The following is a 15,711-nucleotide window of genomic DNA, read 5'->3' as shown; positions in this document are numbered from 1 at the left end:
GGTAGCTTGATCTTTTGCCCGACAGCAGAGGATCGAGATGCCGACAGAGAGACTGTCCATGCGCCACATTCGCGAAGTTTTACGCCTGCACTACAGCGTCGGCATGTCGCAGCGCGCGGTTGCCCGCAGCCTCGGCCTGGCCCAGGGCACGGTCAACAAGTACCTCAACCTAGCGCGCCGGGCCGGCCTGACCTGGCCGTTGCCGCCGGAGCTCGGTGACGATGTCCGGCTCGAGAACCGGCTGTTTCCGCCACCGTCCGATTTGCCCAGCGACGAGCGGCCGCAGCCGGATTGGGCGCTCGTGCATCGCGAGCTGCGGCGGAGGAACGTCACGCTGATGTTGTTGTGGGAGGAGTATTGCGGCTCCCACTCCGACAGTTTCAGCTATTCGTGGCTCTGCGAACGCTACAGGGAGTGGGCCAGCCGCCTCAAGCCGACCCTGCGCCAGGTTCATGTCGCCGGCGAGAAGCTGTTCGTCGACTATTCTGGCCACACCATGGAGGTGGTTGACGGGCTCACCGGCGAGGTGCGCAGCGCGCAGATCTTCGTCGCCGTGCTCGGTGCCTCGAACTACACCTACGCCGAGGCCAGCCTCAGCCAGAGCCTGCCGGACTGGATCGGCTCGCACGTCCGCGCCTTTGCCTATTTCGGCGGCACCGCCCGGCAGACGGTGAGCGACAATCTGAAGGCCGGCATCACCCGGGCCTGCTTTCACGAGCCGATGGTGAACCGGACCTATGCCGATCTCGCCCGCCATTACCGCACCGCCATTGTGCCGGCGCGGCCGTATCGTCCGCGCGACAAGGCCAAGGTCGAAGTCGGGGTCCAGATCGTCGGGCGATGGATTCTGGCGCGCCTGCGCAACCGCCGCTTCTTCTCGCTCGCCGCCCTCAACGAGGCAATTTACGCGCTCCTTGTCGAGCTGAACGATCGACCTCTCCGGAGCTGGGGACGAAGCCGGCGCGACCTGTTCGAGGAGCTCGATCGCCCGGCGCTGACCCCCTTGCCGGATGAGCCCTACGAGTATGCCGAGTGGAAGCGCTGCCGGGTCAATCTCGACTATCATATCGAGATTGCCAAACATTATTACAGCGTGCCTCACCACCTCGTGCATCAGGAGGTCGAGGCACGGATCACCCTCAAAACCGTCGAGATTTTCCTGCGCGGCAAGCGTGTCGCCTCGCATCTGCGCAGCACCCTGCCGCATCGTCCGACGACGATCCCCGAGCATATGCCAAGCTCGCATCGCCGCTACCGCGACTGGACCCACGAGCGCATCCGCTCCGAAGCCGCCAAGGTGGGGCCCGACGCCGAGACCCTGATCGACGTCATCCTGCGCTCGCGGCCGCATCCGGAGCAGGGCTTCCGCTCGGCCATCGGCATTCTCGGGCTGGTCAAACGCTATGGCCAGGAGCGCGTCGACGCCGCCTGCGCCCGTGCCCTTTTGCTCAATGCCCGTTCCTACAAATCGGTCGCTGCCATCCTCAAGAACGGCACCGACAAAACCGCGCCTCCGACCCAGGACGCACCCATCCTCTTCCACGCCAACATCCGCGGCCGCGGTTACTACAACTGATCAGGAGATCATCGTGCTCATCCATCCGACCGTCGAACGCCTGCGCGCACTCGGCCTCACTGCCATGGCCGATACCGTCATCGAACTGCAGAACAATCCCGAGGCCGCCGAGATGCCGCACCCCGATTGGCTCGGCCTCCTCGTCGATCGCGAGGTGACCGCCCGCGACAACCGTCGCCTCACGCGCCGCTTGAGCAATGCCAAGCTCCGCCAGGCCGCCACCATCGAGAACGTCGACTATCGCACCGCGCGCGGTCTCGACCGTTCGCTCTTCCAGACCCTCGCCTCCGGCCAATGGATCCGCGATCACAACCATCTGGTGATTGTCGGCCCGACCGGCACCGGTAAGTCCTGGCTGGCTTGCGCGCTCGGCAACAGAGCATGCCGCGATGGTTTCTCCGTCCTCTACAAGCGCGTGCCCCGCTTGTTCGCCGATCTCGCCCAGGCGCGTGGCGAAGGCCGTCTCGCCCGTCTGATCGCGGCGCTGGAGCGCGTCAATCTACTCATCCTTGACGACTGGGGGCCCGAACCGCTCACCGCCGACCAGCGTCGTGATCTACTCGAGATCGTCGATGATCGCTACGACAAGGGATCATTGTTGATCACAAGTCAGCTCCCCGTGTCGCAATGGCATGACGTGATTGCCGATCCCACGCTTGGCGATGCCATCTTGGATCGCATCATTCACAATGCACACCGCATCGAGCTCAAGGGCGACAGCCTGCGTCGGCGGGCCGACGATAGGACAAACGCGTGACCACCGCACGCCCGATCGCCCCACCGGCCCACAGGTCCCTCCCGCGCGCGCCGCTGCGTCGCTCGTGGGGCCACTCCGCGCCGCGCGCGGGGCCCTCCCATGGACCGCCGGACCGATCTCCAAACCCTCCCGTCTGTCTTGACCAGGAAGACCATTTCCAGCACACATTAAACACGTCAGTCGTGTTCGCCTCCGCAAGTGATCACCATCGTCTGGAATCCGTGATCACGATCGCCTGCAATCGCTGATCACTATCCGTGGAATACGCAAGTGTCGGAGGCAATAGCCAGGCCTTTCCAACATCGAGCCCGTTGAGCGTGCCGCTACCGCTGATGTGATGGCTGGCCACGCCGAGAATGAGTTCGGCGGCAATGTTTTTTGTGAAGAAATAGGTGATGTCGAGCTCCGGTATCACTCGATCGCTGATCGACAGGCCCGAGCTTGGTGACGACAGCGGCGGGGCTCCCGCGACGTTGACCGAGCTGCCTGCGCTGTCCGGCAAGACGCCGAGCACGCGCAGGCGGATCATCCACGGATTGAAGGGGGCGATCGGGGGCGATTTGTAATAGACCGGTGCCGGCGCCAGATCTGCAGCCTGTACCGAGATGCTGACGGAACTGAACGAGGTCGCGAGCGTGAGCAGCGATGCCGTCGTCAGAAGGGTTCTTACTTTCATCAAGTTCTCCATTCCAAGTCCGCGCGAAGAGTCGCGCGAGAACCTCTGTCACACATCGCGGATGGAGAAGGATTTGATGCCGATCAAAATGGCTACGGTCGTAGCGCAATTAAGCAGCCAAGTTGCATAAGCACCACGGCCGTGAAGTGTCGTGGCGCCTGTTCATCGATGTTCGACTCAATATTCTGTCTGAGCCGAACTCTACGAGGAACTGGTTATCATCTTATCGATCTGATCCAAGCCAGATGAGTCATGGGGCGATGGAGGCGGTCTAGCTGCAGCGGCCTCTTACACTCCGTGAGCGCGAAAGGGTTGTGTTAACACGGAGCGCAACATGGGCTCCGCTGTGTTACAGACGAGCCACTCACACTTGCTTGTCGGCGAAAAGCGTGTCGGCGGTCCCTGAAGGATTCGGAGGGCGACAACGTCGATCTTCGCGTCAGTTTCCGCACGATAGCATTCATCATCTCATTACATCTGGAGACAGCCTGGGGCTTTTCCTTCGTGCGGACATCTCTCGAGATCATCTTGCGTCTTCTGGCCAAGCATCGACAATACGGGCTCGTCATCGAATCCGGCGTATCTTGCACCGTCGGCGTTGATCAGCGGGCGTCGGATCAGGAGCGGATCGCGCAGCATCAACGCGAGCGCGCTCGCCGCGTCGATTTCGTCGGGATTGATATCGCCCGACTTGATACGAGGCGCGGCTCGGTTGAACCAGGATGCGATCGGCTTATTGCCGAAGAAGAGGCGTAAATCCTCGGCGGTCCATGGCTCCTTCAAGATGTTCTTGGCTATCACGTCATGGCCAGCGGCCTTCAGCGCCTGCATCTGATACGCATTGGTGTCGCAGCCGGGTTTTTGATAAAAGATAATTGTCGCCATGGCCTGCTCCTTATGTAGGTACGCTGCGCTGAACGATCGGGCCGGCGACCGCCGCGTTCCAGAGTGCATTCGACCTTTTTTGAGAACCATCTCCAAGGTCAGCGGCTTTACCAACTGCCGCGGCTCATGCCGCCGACCGACTTGGCCTCCTCGAGCGTTTGCAAACGACCAAGATCCGGACATTTTGAAATTGAGCCGCTAACTCATCGATGAGCTCCTTTCGGTCTCGGAAAGAAGGCACCGAGCAGGAGTGCATTTGGCGTCAACCCATGGGTGACGCTTGAAAGGCGTCTTGGGCGGTAAGCTCGTGCGCCCCGATCTGGTTCATGCTGCATTGAATTTCAGGTCGCGCGGCAGATCGAACACCACCGGCGAAACACTACCTGCAAGGTTTCGCCGCCGACCTGTATCCTCCTCCTCCGATCGCCGACAAGGGGCTTGCAAGAAGAGTAGCAAGATCCGTTCCACACATGATGCATCGGACAAGCGCGCCAGACCGGCTTTTCCGATTGATTGGTTCTGGCCACTTGTTGGTTTCCTGACAGCTGCGCAGATCCTGTCAGGTCCAAAACAGCCAGGATAACGCATCGGCTCGCTGGCGTTTTTCAAAACGTAATCAGAAGCTTAATGTGCGCGGACAGGCGTTGGCATGGTGGTTGCTAATGAGCGGTAGCAACACTGAGTGAGGGCTGAGTGCACGCCGACGCTTAAGACGAGCGATGCGCTCCTTCCCTTGAACCCGTGTGCCCCGTTTCTGAACGAGAACAAGCTGGCGCGTACGAAGCGCGGAACTTTGGCAAATCGGTTGATGGAGAGCAACATGTCTTCACTGAGACAAATCGCGTTCTACGGAAAGGGTGGTATCGGCAAGTCGACCACTTCACAGAACACGCTGGCGGCGCTGGCCGAGATGGGTCAGAAAATCTTGATCGTAGGGTGCGACCCGAAGGCGGATTCGACCCGCCTGATCCTGCATGCCAAGGCGCAGGACACGATTTTGAGCCTTGCAGCGAGCGCCGGCAGCGTGGAGGACCTCGAGCTCGAGGACGTGATGAAGGTCGGCTACAAGGACATCCGCTGCGTGGAGTCCGGCGGTCCTGAGCCAGGGGTCGGCTGCGCCGGCCGCGGCGTCATCACCTCGATCAACTTCCTGGAGGAAAACGGTGCCTATGAGAACATTGACTACGTCTCTTACGACGTGCTCGGTGACGTCGTTTGCGGAGGCTTTGCGATGCCAATCCGCGAGAACAAGGCCCAGGAGATCTACATCGTCATGTCCGGGGAAATGATGGCGATGTATGCCGCAAACAACATCTCCAAGGGCATCCTGAAATACGCCAATTCCGGCGGCGTGCGGCTGGGCGGCCTGATCTGCAACGAGCGGCAAACCGATAAGGAGCTGGAACTGGCGGAGGCTCTGGCCAAGAAGCTAGGCACTCAGCTGATCTACTTCGTGCCGCGTGACAATGTGGTGCAGCATGCCGAGTTACGCCGCATGACGGTGCTGGAGTATGCGCCCGAGTCGCAGCAGGCCGATCATTATCGCAATCTCGCGAAAAAGGTTCACAACAATGGCGGCAAGGGCATCATTCCGACCCCGATCTCCATGGACGAGCTCGAGGACATGCTGATGGAGCATGGTATTATGAAGCCTGTCGACGAATCCATCGTCGGCAAGACCGCCGCCGAGCTCGCGGCCTCGTAAAGGTCGCGAGTCGCGGCCTTGTGAAGGCGCGCGACGGATGCCGGTCTCCTCACCTACCCATCCGGGAGACCGGCATTCTGACGAGCGACCGTGACCAAGATCAGGATGGGGCAGAGCAAACCAGATCGTGGAATCCATCGATTCATGTCCGAAGCGCACTTTCTTCCTTTTGTGGCTGCTTATGCCGTTGATGCGAGCAGCCGGATGCACAGAGCAATTGCAACCTACCGTCTGCTCACCGGTGTGCCTCCTGAAGATGCCGACATTGCCACTGACAGTAATTTCGATCGCCATGTCCTGGCGTCTATTCTGGCGGTTGCCTCGATGGATGGTGGCCCTCTTCCCGAGAAGGCGGGCCTGTCCGGCCACGAGCTAGCGGCCTTGCTGGAGCGGTACTTTCCCTCGGTAGGGGTCAAGCTCGTGGAGCGGCTCCTGTCGGTCGAGTGCGATGAGAACGACGAGATCGCAATGGTGCGCGATCTTTTGCTCAAGCAGCGCTCGACGGAAGGATATATCGGTCGCTGGCTGGCCGCGATGATCGCGCGCCGCGCCATTGAGCCGGACCACCTGTGGGAAGGCTTGGGATTACGAAATCGTGCCGAACTCTCTCGGCTGCTCAGCCGCCACTTCGCGCCGCTCGCCGCGCGCAATATCAACAATATGCGCTGGAAGCGCTTTTTCTACCGTACGCTGTGCGAGGATGAAGGCCTCGTAATGTGCACGACGCCCGTCTGTACGCAATGTAACGACTTTAGCCTCTGCTTCGGCGAGGAAAGCGGCGAGAGCCGGTTGGCCGAGCGCCGGCGCGACTTTCTGTTACAGGCGGCTCGCCCGGTTGTCCGCGGCGACTGGCCCATCTGAGTTGCCACAGGAATCTTCGAACGCCTCGTCCGGATTTGGCGGGTTGGAGAGGGGGGGGGCTGGCTAGCGCCACTACAACGCGAGCCCATCATGTATCCAAGGCGATGCCGCGCCCAAGCGCTCCGCGACAGGTCGTGTATCCCGGCGCTCTGCAGTCGAGTTCGAATTGGGCATGGCAACAAGCAAGGTGAGGCGTCTTTTCATCGGTGCTGAGTCGTCACCGGCGAGCCCGTGGGCCGCGGTATTGTGGACGCAGCTTTCCAGGGCCAGGCTTTGGCCGTGGAGAGCAGCCGCGCGAGCTAAGGCCTGCAGCAGGATCGTAGGTGCTGCCACAACTCGTCGAACGTCGACGAACTAACCCAAGGGAGATTTTTGCAATGAGCAACTCATGCTCGCCAGCCGGGATCCTGGATCGGCTCAGCAAGGCCTCGTCGGCGGAAGAGTTCTTTTCGCTGCTAGGCGTCGATTACGAGCCGAAAATCGTCAATGTTGCGCGCCTTCATATCCTAAAGCGCATGGGACAATATTTTGTCAAGGAGCAGTTCGCCGGTGCCGCAGAGCCGGAGATCAGAGCTCGGTGCAAAGCGATGCTGGAGCAAGCCTATGCCGATTTCGTGGCATCGTCACCGATCGAGCAGCGAGTGTTCAAGGTCTTAAAGGAAGCCGTCGCAGACCCTAACAAGTCGGTGGCGTTTGTCCCGTTGAGCGCGCTGAAGTGATTTCGTGCTCCACTGCGGTGTGGTTTGTCCCACCTGGCCGGGTGACGGTGTCTTGTACAGCCTTCGTCTTCATTCAAATCAACCCCTCTGCAGCCTGACGCGAGCCGCGCTGTCGTATTCCCGACCCATGTCTGAGCTGCTGCTCGTGCCCGTGGTGTCAGGGGCCATTTTAAGTGTCTTCCAAGACGTTGCTTTCGCGCGAAATTCCATGGTTCTTTCGACTGGTACGACACTTGCTGTTGTCCTGCCGATCCCGTCTTCGATGCCGACAGATGGTGGCCGTCCGAGATGAGATTTGAAGGAGGACCTATGACATCGCTTCTACTGTCCGCCGAGCGCTGCGGCATGATCTTATGGCTCACGCCAATGCCGTTCGAAATAGCCTTTGACGCGACCGAAGCCGGCATGGACCGCGAGATGGTGGTCAATGGGTAAGTCACCCGTCCACGCTACGCCCGGAGCGGGTATGCACATGGTCGTCCGCATCGCGCAGGCCTCCGGTCATGCGCAGATCTCCATCCGCTCCATGGCCGATGGCAAGATGCGTCAAGAAACGGGGCCAACGTCGGCTCTTATGAGTTGTCGGCGCCGGAGGCAGGGCTGGGATTGCGTGTCAGGAGCGGTGGCCAGATCCCTCTGGCCGTCACAGTCAACGCGGAGCGCGGGGCCGAAAGCGAGACGCCGGTATTGCGCGATCACCGGACTGACTGACCCAAGGCTGGCAGCCGCCGGTCAGATTGACCGCGGCGGCCTGGCCGCCGCGGTGGCGCTCGTCGAAGGGAGCGCGCAAGGAACCAAAGTCGAGCATCTCTACGAAGTCTGGCCCGTCCGCTACGTCTACCGCGGCGGCGCGTCTCGCCGCGTGGTGGGGCGCGCCGAACGGACGAGACGGGCGAGCGGCCGGTCAGGCACTGACCAAAAGTGATCTTCCGTTGAGCGAAGTAGAAAGCAATCCCGTGGTGCGTGCGCGCGTTATCTTGAGAGGATCTAGAGCATGAGCAATGTCATAAAAACGAGCACGCTGGCGGTTGGCGGCCGAGCGGCAGCGAAAAAGGAACTGCCCGAGCACTTTAAAGCATATAGGCATGTCTGGGTCTTCGTCGAGCAGGAGCGCGGCCAAGTGCACCCGGTTTCCTGGGAGCTGATGGGTGCGGGGCGCAGGCTCGCCGACAGGCTGAAGGTGAATCTAGCTGCGGTCGTTATCGGCCCGGAGGGACAGCCCACGCGTAACGCCGCGCTTGAATCCTTTTGCTATGGCGCAGATCTGGCTTATCTCGTGAGTGACAATGTCCTGTCAGATTATCGCAACGAGTCCTATACCAAAGCGCTAACCGAACTCGTCAACACCTACAAGCCGGAGATTCTGCTATTGGGTGCGACGACACTCGGTCGCGATCTTGCAGGTTCCGTGGCGACGACCTTGTCGACAGGGCTCACTGCCGACTGTACCGCGCTCGACGTCGACACCGATGGTTCGCTTGCAGCGACGCGTCCGACCTTTGGCGGCTCGCTGCTCTGCACGATTTATACCTTGAATTATCGTCCGCAGATGGCAACCGTTCGCCCACGCGTCATGCCGATGCCAGAGCGTGTGGTACGCGATGCCGCTCGTATCATTATCCACCCACTTGGCCTCGTTGAAGACGATATCGTCACGAAAGTGCTCTCCTTCATCCCCGATCGCGATTCGGAAACGTCCAATTTGGCCTACGCCGATGTCGTGGTTGCCGGCGGCTTGGGGCTGGGGGCGCCTGACAATTTTCGGCTGGTGCGCGAGCTCGCAACTCTGCTTGGCGCCGAGTATGGCTGCTCGCGTCCTCTGGTGCAAAAAGGATGGGTTACGTCTGACCGGCAGATCGGCCAAACCGGCAAGACCATCCGGCCAAAGCTCTATATTGCTGCCGGAATTTCCGGCGCGATCCAGCACAGGGTCGGTGTGGAGGGGGCGGATCTGATCGTCGCCATCAATATCGACAAGAACGCGCCGATCTTCGACTTCGCCCATGTCGCGATCGTCAGTGACGCGCTGCATCTGCTACCGGCGCTGACAGCTGCGTTTCGGGCGCGGCTTTTGCCGAATTCCCGTGCTCGGATCGCAGTCTAGAGGAGACGATGATGATTGAGGAGAGGTTCGACGCGATCGTGGTCGGAGCGGGTATGGCAGGCAATGCGGCGGCCTTGACCATGGCCAAGTGCGGCCTGCAGGTGCTGCAGCTCGAGCGGGGCGAGTACCCCGGATCGAAGAATGTGCAGGGCGCGATCCTCTATGCGGATATGATGGAGAGGCTGATCCCCGACTTTCGCGAGGAAGCGCCGCTCGAACGTCATCTGGTCGAACAGCGGTTCTGGCTACTGGACGATCGCTCCCACGTCGGCATGCACTACCGCTCGGATGACTTCAACGAGGAGCGGCCGAACCGCTACACGATCATACGCGCGCCGTTTGACAAGTGGTTCTCGTCGAAGGTGCGGGAGGCCGGGGCGACCGTGTTGTGCGAGACGACAGTCACCGAGCTCGTGCGAGACGACCGTGAAAGGGTTGTGGGAGTTCGTACAGATCGCGGCGGCGGCGAAATACATGCCGACGTTGTCGTGCTGGCCGAGGGTGTCAATGGACTGCTCGGGACGCGCGCTGGCCTGCGCGCGCGGCCGACACCCGATAACGTCGCGCTCGCGGTGAAGGAAATGCACTTTTTGCCTCGCGAAACCATCGAGGCGCGTTTCAATCTTAAGGGCGATGAGGGCGTCGTGATCGAGGCGGCCGGAACCATTTCTCGCGGCATGACTGGAATGGGTTTCGTCTATGCCAACAAGGAATGCATTTCGGTCGGCATCGGCTGTCTCGTCGCCGATTTCCAGCGCACCGGCCAGACACCCTACGGCATGCTCGATCATTTCAAGCAGCATCCGTCCGTGGCACCGCTGATCGCAGGTTCTGAAATCAAGGAGTATGCGGCGCATCTCATTCCCGAAGGCGGCTACAAGGCAATCCCGCAGCTCTACGGTGATGGGTGGGTAGTGGTGGGGGACGCGGCGCAGCTCAACAACGCCATCCATCGTGAGGGTTCCAATCTTGCGATGACCTCAGGCCGCATCGCGGCGGAAGCAATCGCCGAGATGAAGTCGCGCCGCGAGCCCATGACGGCGAAAAATCTGTCGCTCTACCGGAAGATGCTAGCCGATTCCTTCGTGATCAAGGATCTCAAGAAGTACAAGGACTTGCCCATGCTGATGCACACCCATTCGCAAAACTTCTTTCTTACCTATCCGCAGCTCATCTCCAAGGCGATGCAGAACTTTGTGCGCGTCGATGGGACGCCGAAGCTTGAGAAGGAGAAGGCGACCCTGAAATCCTTTGTCAAGGCGCGGTCATGGAGGGGCCTGATCGGCGATGCGTCTCGCTTTGCCCGGGCCTGGCGCTGACCGCCAATAATGTGAGGTTCAGCAATGGAAGGTCAAAGCATGAATGTCGAGCCCTCGGTGCGCGTCGAAGACAAGCTGTATTACAACCGATATCTTGTCGACATCGGTCAGCCCCACGTCAAGGTACGCGCGCACACAACGCCGTCGGCGGAACTGCTTGCGCTCTTGAAAGTCTGCCCCGCACGATGCTACGAACTCAACGACAATGGACAGGTTGAGGTAACCGTCGACGGTTGCATCGAGTGCGGCACCTGCCGCGTGATCGCCGAGCCCACCGGCGACATCCAATGGAGCCATCCGCGCGGCGGATATGGGGTGTTGTTCAAGTTTGGCTGAAAGTGAACGAACAGAGCAGTATGATCGCCATGTAAAGGAGGATCTCGCCGTCACAGTTGCGCATTCCGCCTCTCTGCACGGGTTCAAGTTCGAACGAGGCGCGCACCTCGAGAGGACACCCCACAAGACAGACATTGCATCAGGATATCACGATCACTCGGGATGCGCGTAGGAATGGTTGTGGCGCCACTGAACTGCGCCACAACGGTGTCGAACCGGTGGAAAAGGAGGAATCAGCCGGTCGCCTAAGGGGGAGTAGACCCTGCGGCCTCGATAGCAACTGCCACTGACTGCACGATCGCGGCAAAGCGCACGGCGGTCTGGATGGCTTCGGAACTTACGCCAGCGGCCCGCAGCGTCTTCTCGTGGGCGTCAATACAGGCACCGCAGCCGTTTATAGCTGAGACCGCCAACGACCAGAGCTCGAAGTCGGACTTGTCCGCTCCGGGATTGCCGATCACGTTCATGCGCAGCCGTGGTTGCATGGTGTTGGAGACAAGGTGAACGAAGCGGTAGTAAACGTTGTTCATTGCCATCACAGAAGCGGCGGATTTCGCGGCGGCGATTGCCTCAGGCGTCATCACGGCGGCCGCAGCCGATTCCATCGCGGCAATAAGGGCCGCATTGCGGGTGGCAATCGCGGTCGCGAGCATCAGGCCATATTGTCGCTGCGGCGAGAGCGTCTCATCGGCCACCAAGGACGTCAGATTGAGCCTGACGTCCTTGGCGCAATCGGGAATCTTCTCGTGCAATTGCTCGATCGACGACATGGGCCTCATGCAACCTTCAGGGTTTTGCCGCCGACTTCGCGGTTGCAGGGACAGAGCTCGTCGGTTTGCAGCGCGTCCAGAACGCGGAGTGTGTCCTTGGGGCTGCGCCCGACATTGAGATTAGTCGCATAGACGTGTTGGATTGTGTTGTCGGGGTCAACGATAAAGGTGTAGCGATAGGCGACACCCTCGGGTGAACGCACGCCAAGGCCATCGACCAGGGCCCCCTTTGTGTCGGCAAACTGCCAGATCGGTAGGTTGTGAAGGTCGACATGTGAGCGTCGCCAGGCGAGCTTGCAGAACTCGTTGTCGGTTGAACCGCCCAGTACGATCGCATCGCGGTCGGCGAATTCCTTGGACAGCCGGCCAAACTCGGCGATTTCGGTTGGGCAGACGAACGTAAAGTCCTTGGGATAAAAGAAGATGATCTTCCACTTTTCTGGAAAGCTTGTTTCTGTCAGCGTCTCGAACGCACTCTGTCCTTCTTCTTCTTGCGCTTGAAAGCCGGGCTTCACGCCTGTGACTTCGAACGGCGGCAACTGGTTTCCAATTCCAAGCATGCTGTCCTCACGAGTTTGTTTTATGGTGATCGTGCCTCACCGGTGAAGCAAGCTATATGCCATCCGTTCTCAAGACCCGATTGCTGAGACGACGCCAACTAGTGACGTGGCTGCGTGAATTTGATCCATGTTTCGATTGAATCTCACACTCGCTTTCAATCATGCTTTGCGGATGCGCGATGTTCGCGTTGGAGTATCGGTTAGGGCCACACTATGTGGCGATTGGGTTGCCGCGGTTCCGAAGATCCGCAGCCAGTGCACGGTCCGGGTTCGAGGACTGCAGCAAAGACGGCAATCGGACCTGAATCGACGATCCGTCTTCGATCGACAGGCACTGCAAAACCGACTGAGGGGGTGATGCTAGCGTCGACCGGGTAAAGCACGCGCGCAGCTTGTCGAAGTGCGGCTTCTTGCCGATCAGGGTCCGCAATCAGCACGTTCACAGAGCATCACGGTGGCTCACAATGTAGGGCGGACGCCGGAGCTAAGCTTGCTTTCGTTGTCGGCGAAGTAGCCCGACGGGTGATTTCGGGGTCAACATATCCGAACTACACACATACGTCATCAAGCTGTCCGGTATCATAGCGCCCAAATGGCCGCAGCCGCGACTAACGCCCGGGCGGCGCGCTGGCGGGATGGAGATATCGCGCCACCATTCCTCGACACTAGTAGCAACCTACCAATGTCCCCAGTGAAAGTTTGCCAATCAGCAAGACATGTTCTTGGAACGGCCGTCAAGAGTGGCACACCGCGGGTGGTGGCCTCTGTGAATTTGGCGCGCTGGCCGTGGCCAACGGCTTCTTGTCTGGCAAAATGTGCTGATCACAAGGAGATCGACCTTGTCGCAAAGCGCCCGGGAAGCGACAGCTGCGGCTTCGGCAAGTCCAGTCGTATTGAGATTACCGGACGTAGCTCCGCTGCCGAGTGACTGATAAATCGAGATCTCTTGCCCCGTCGCAACGTCCACTGCAAGCATAGGTGCGTACCGTTTGTTGCCCAGAAGCGACGCTGGACGACGCCGTCGACGCGTACGGCTTGCCGCGCAAGATCCTGAACGAAATCGGCGAGCAACCTATCGACGTCGTCTTTCGGCCGGTAGAAAATCGCAGCCACAGCATTCGGATCGATTTCTTCAAGGTTGCCGATCATGGCCGTGGTCCGATTTCTGTTTGTTTCTCGCGTCGACACTTACGTGTCGAGCTTCTCCTGCCGGTGTGGAAGGCGTTATGAGCAACCGCTCGGGGAGCACGGCCGGCAAGGCTCGCGCGACCTCGGCGAATACGCCCGTTCCATTGCTAAGGCCTAGTTCATCAAAGGAGCGGCGTGTGATGCGGGCCAAAAGTGGCGCGCCCGAACGGCCAGTTTCGAGAGCCAGAACCAACGTGACCTCAGCTTCGTCGAACGGCAGAGAGGCCTTGATGCGTGCCGGAAAGATATTGAGCATGGAACTTGCGCGCGGGGCCTCGCGCGCGATGCTGACGTCGCTGGCTGCGATGCGCAGCCGGAGCTGCGCGCCTGGTCTCAAGGGCGGTCCAGGTATCAACAGACGCGCACCTTGGAGGCGGAGGATGATCAGCCCGTAGCGCCCGTCATAGCCGCCGACTACGGTGTCGATGCAGACCGCCGCTTCGCCGCGCACGGCAAGCGCTGGATTGCTCTGTATGGCATGCAGGGGACCGACCGCAGTCACAATGCCATTTTTCATCATGACGAGATGATCAGCAAAGCGCTCGATGTCAGCCATGTCATGGCTGATATAGATCATCGGCAACGTGAGCTGTTCACGTATGCGCTCGAGAAATGGCATAATCTCGCGCTTGGCGGGGCGGTCGAGCAAAATGAGCGGGTCATCCAGCAAAAGTAGCCGGGGTTGGGCCAACAGCGCGCTGCCAAGGGCAAGCCGCTGTCGCTCGGCGCCCGAAAGGTGTGATGGCGAACTGTCAAGCAGTGACGCCAAGTCGAGCAATTCGACAACACCATCAAAGTCGATCAGTGCTGGCTTGGATTGTTTCGCGTTATACAAAAGGGTACGCTTGACGGATAAATGGGAAAAAAGGACCGGTCGGTGGAATACATACGTGACGGGACGCAGATGGGGCGGCCGAAACGTGGTCTCGTCCTGCCAAATCTCGCCATCGATCGCGCAGAATCCGCTCGGTAGACGCTGAAAGCCGGCGATGCAGCGCGCGAGCGTGGTCTTGCCGCACCCAGGGGGACCGAAAACGGCCGTGACACCTTTAGCTGGTACGCTGAATTGTGCATCTAGGGGGACTGCTGCGAGAGAGCCGTTGAAGGCGACTTCGATATGGCCAGGTTTTGCGTATCTCACTTGCCTGCACCTCTGCTGTAGCGATCAATCACGGTCGCGGGCGGAATGGCCGCAAGGGAGATGATCACCATGCCGCCGACAATCCAGTCTGTTTGGTTCCAGCGCGGGGTCTCCGCCCCCGGGGAGGCCACTAGGTCGTCGCTGGATTGCAGATTGACGGTGTTACGACAGCCGGCATCTTATGCGTCTCCGCGCCATCGAACATCGCGGCAATCGAACGCTCCCGCGCGCGTTTGCCGATGACACAGGTAAGGTGGGGTTCCAGTGTCGCGCAATTCGTAGCCGGGTTGGCCGGACGGAGATTATCCAATCGTTGAAATGGCATGGCTTGCGTCGTTTCGCTGTGGAGGCGTGGGCTATCGCGCCAGTTCAATACGGCCTCGCGGCTGGCAATCCAATGGCGCCACAGTGTTGATAGCCGAAATTAAAATGTGCGCCGGCGCCGATATTGATGGCTTCCGCTTTTTGCGGAGCAAGCAGCATCAAACTCAGATCGACCAGGATCAATCGGATAAGCCTCATTGGGACTCCGAGGGTGGTTCGCCGCGAGGAGCTTTCGACGCGGCAGCCCCTTGCTCCTTACCCAGCAATCCGCGTGCCGTTCAAAAATAGGGTGCGCGAGCCTGCTCGGCTCATCGTGAACTCGCATAGGTCGGAGCACAGTGTGTGGAATGGCCGCATTGTATCGTTGGGTTTCAGACGTTCGCGTCGCCAACCGGCCATGCAGGGTAGACGAAGTCAAAAGCTGAAGATGCTGCGGGCTTGCGTCGAGAAGTGGGCTGGTGACCGCACGGTCGTGACGATCGCTCTTGATGCAAAAGCTTAGATTATCCAATTTGTCGCCCGATCCGGTTAACGATCTATGATGATGGATATCCCCGGTTGCCTCCACAGCTGATCGGGTAAGTTCTCATCGGGTTGATCTATCGCGATCCTACGGTCAGCGTAGTCCGCGCTTCCCGAAATCCTGAGGCGACTTGTTTGAGTGATTTGGCAACGGGCGCGACAAATACCTCCCATTCGCAATGACATTCCGGACATCTGTCGCTACAGCTGGCCGACACTGCATGCGTTTTGTGCTCCTCAGACTGGCGCCTTGTTTCAACAATGACCG

14 protein-coding genes and 3 pseudogenes are annotated in these 15,711 nt (G+C 59.8%); 9 read left to right on the top strand and 8 right to left on the bottom strand.

The features are described 5' to 3' along the window. The first annotated feature begins 37 nt into the window (after nt 1-37). Nucleotides 38-1,576, top strand: a complete 1,539-nt coding sequence (gene istA / locus HU230_RS27555) for an IS21 family transposase (RefSeq protein ID WP_420840807.1) — start codon at nt 38-40, stop codon at nt 1,574-1,576. A 13-nt stretch (nt 1,577-1,589) separates the two neighbouring features. Further along, nucleotides 1,590-2,333, top strand: a complete 744-nt coding sequence (istB, locus tag HU230_RS27550) for an IS21-like element helper ATPase IstB (RefSeq protein WP_176529054.1) — start codon at nt 1,590-1,592, stop codon at nt 2,331-2,333. A 268-nt stretch (nt 2,334-2,601) separates the two neighbouring features. Here the strand turns inward: istB and HU230_RS27545 are convergent. Beyond that, nucleotides 2,602-3,021: pseudogene (locus HU230_RS27545) on the bottom strand (OmpW/AlkL family protein); the annotation flags it as partial. A 459-nt stretch (nt 3,022-3,480) separates the two neighbouring features. Next, the gene (locus HU230_RS27540; protein ID WP_176529055.1) at nt 3,481-3,894 is read right to left on the bottom strand and encodes an ArsC/Spx/MgsR family protein; all 414 of its coding nucleotides are present in this window, start codon (nt 3,892-3,894) and stop codon (nt 3,481-3,483) included. A gap of 820 nt (nt 3,895-4,714) precedes the next feature. Between HU230_RS27540 and nifH the strand changes: the two genes are divergently transcribed. From nifH to HU230_RS27510, 7 genes are all read left to right on the top strand, one after another. Next, nucleotides 4,715-5,599 (top strand): nitrogenase iron protein, encoded by an 885-nt coding sequence (nifH, locus tag HU230_RS27535; protein ID WP_029084287.1) that lies wholly within the window; start codon nt 4,715-4,717, stop codon nt 5,597-5,599. 144 nt (nt 5,600-5,743) lie between these two features. Continuing rightward, complete coding sequence (locus tag HU230_RS27530; protein ID WP_420840898.1) at nt 5,744-6,460, top strand: nitrogen fixation protein NifQ; 717 nt, start codon at nt 5,744-5,746, stop codon at nt 6,458-6,460. Between the two features lie 377 nt (nt 6,461-6,837). Continuing rightward, a complete protein-coding gene (gene nifW / locus HU230_RS27525) occupies nt 6,838-7,179 on the top strand; it encodes a nitrogenase stabilizing/protective protein NifW (RefSeq protein ID WP_173643909.1) in 342 nt (113 codons plus the stop codon). Nucleotides 7,180-7,488: 309 nt separating this feature from the next. Next, the gene (locus HU230_RS43685; RefSeq protein WP_256375202.1) at nt 7,489-7,614 is read left to right on the top strand and encodes a hypothetical protein; all 126 of its coding nucleotides are present in this window, start codon (nt 7,489-7,491) and stop codon (nt 7,612-7,614) included. Between the two features lie 559 nt (nt 7,615-8,173). Continuing rightward, a complete protein-coding gene (locus HU230_RS27520) occupies nt 8,174-9,283 on the top strand; it encodes an electron transfer flavoprotein subunit alpha/FixB family protein (protein ID WP_176529056.1) in 1,110 nt (369 codons plus the stop codon). 11 nt (nt 9,284-9,294) lie between these two features. Continuing rightward, the gene (locus HU230_RS27515; RefSeq protein ID WP_166103756.1) at nt 9,295-10,602 is read left to right on the top strand and encodes an FAD-dependent oxidoreductase; all 1,308 of its coding nucleotides are present in this window, start codon (nt 9,295-9,297) and stop codon (nt 10,600-10,602) included. Nucleotides 10,603-10,641: 39 nt separating this feature from the next. Next, nucleotides 10,642-10,938, top strand: coding sequence for a ferredoxin family protein (locus HU230_RS27510; RefSeq protein WP_166103753.1), 297 nt, complete (start codon nt 10,642-10,644; stop codon nt 10,936-10,938). 245 nt (nt 10,939-11,183) lie between these two features. On the opposite strand, the gene ahpD is transcribed toward HU230_RS27510, so the two are convergent. The 6 genes and pseudogenes from ahpD to HU230_RS27485 form a co-directional block, all read right to left on the bottom strand. Then, entirely contained in the window at nt 11,184-11,708 is a 525-nt protein-coding gene (gene ahpD, locus HU230_RS27505; protein WP_176529057.1) for an alkylhydroperoxidase, AhpD family, read from the bottom strand. A gap of 5 nt (nt 11,709-11,713) precedes the next feature. Continuing rightward, nucleotides 11,714-12,268 carry a peroxiredoxin gene (locus tag HU230_RS27500; protein ID WP_173643910.1) on the bottom strand — a complete coding sequence of 185 codons (555 nt, stop codon included), beginning with the start codon at nt 12,266-12,268 and terminating at the stop codon, nt 11,714-11,716. 579 nt (nt 12,269-12,847) lie between these two features. Further along, nucleotides 12,848-13,024: pseudogene (locus HU230_RS44145) on the bottom strand (DUF2478 domain-containing protein); the annotation flags it as partial. Further along, a pseudogene (locus HU230_RS27495) lies at nt 12,975-13,417 on the bottom strand (DUF2478 domain-containing protein). The pseudogenes HU230_RS44145 and HU230_RS27495, both read right to left, overlap by 50 nt. Next, complete coding sequence (modC, locus tag HU230_RS27490) at nt 13,401-14,597, bottom strand: molybdenum ABC transporter ATP-binding protein (RefSeq protein ID WP_176529059.1); 1,197 nt, start codon at nt 14,595-14,597, stop codon at nt 13,401-13,403. The pseudogene HU230_RS27495 and the gene modC overlap by 17 nt, the downstream one beginning before the upstream one ends. 369 nt (nt 14,598-14,966) lie before the next feature. Continuing rightward, a complete protein-coding gene (locus HU230_RS27485) occupies nt 14,967-15,119 on the bottom strand; it encodes a hypothetical protein (RefSeq protein WP_176529060.1) in 153 nt (50 codons plus the stop codon). Nucleotides 15,120-15,711: the final 592 nt, after the last annotated feature.

This window comes from Bradyrhizobium quebecense (genome assembly GCF_013373795.3).
Classification (GTDB): domain Bacteria; phylum Pseudomonadota; class Alphaproteobacteria; order Rhizobiales; family Xanthobacteraceae; genus Bradyrhizobium; species Bradyrhizobium quebecense.
Note: the sequence above shows the minus strand (reverse complement) of the source record. Positions and strands in the feature narration are given on the sequence as shown.

Excerpts from the sequence above, each read along its gene's own strand:
- ahpD (WP_176529057.1), bottom strand. The coding sequence starts at position 11,708 with ATGTCGTCGATCGAGCAATTGCACGAGAAGATTCCCGATTGCGCCAAG.
- HU230_RS27530 (WP_420840898.1), top strand. The coding sequence starts at position 5,744 with ATGTCCGAAGCGCACTTTCTTCCTTTTGTGGCTGCTTATGCCGTTGAT.
- HU230_RS27520 (WP_176529056.1), top strand. The coding sequence starts at position 8,174 with ATGAGCAATGTCATAAAAACGAGCACGCTGGCGGTTGGCGGCCGAGCG.
- nifW (WP_173643909.1), top strand. The coding sequence starts at position 6,838 with ATGAGCAACTCATGCTCGCCAGCCGGGATCCTGGATCGGCTCAGCAAG.
- HU230_RS27515 (WP_166103756.1), top strand. The coding sequence starts at position 9,295 with ATGATTGAGGAGAGGTTCGACGCGATCGTGGTCGGAGCGGGTATGGCA.
- HU230_RS27540 (WP_176529055.1), bottom strand. The coding sequence starts at position 3,894 with ATGGCGACAATTATCTTTTATCAAAAACCCGGCTGCGACACCAATGCG.
- HU230_RS43685 (WP_256375202.1), top strand. The coding sequence starts at position 7,489 with ATGACATCGCTTCTACTGTCCGCCGAGCGCTGCGGCATGATCTTATGG.
- HU230_RS27500 (WP_173643910.1), bottom strand. The coding sequence starts at position 12,268 with ATGCTTGGAATTGGAAACCAGTTGCCGCCGTTCGAAGTCACAGGCGTG.
- nifH (WP_029084287.1), top strand. The coding sequence starts at position 4,715 with ATGTCTTCACTGAGACAAATCGCGTTCTACGGAAAGGGTGGTATCGGC.
- HU230_RS27510 (WP_166103753.1), top strand. The coding sequence starts at position 10,642 with ATGAATGTCGAGCCCTCGGTGCGCGTCGAAGACAAGCTGTATTACAAC.
- istA (WP_420840807.1), top strand. The coding sequence starts at position 38 with ATGCCGACAGAGAGACTGTCCATGCGCCACATTCGCGAAGTTTTACGC.
- HU230_RS27485 (WP_176529060.1), bottom strand. The coding sequence starts at position 15,119 with ATGAGGCTTATCCGATTGATCCTGGTCGATCTGAGTTTGATGCTGCTT.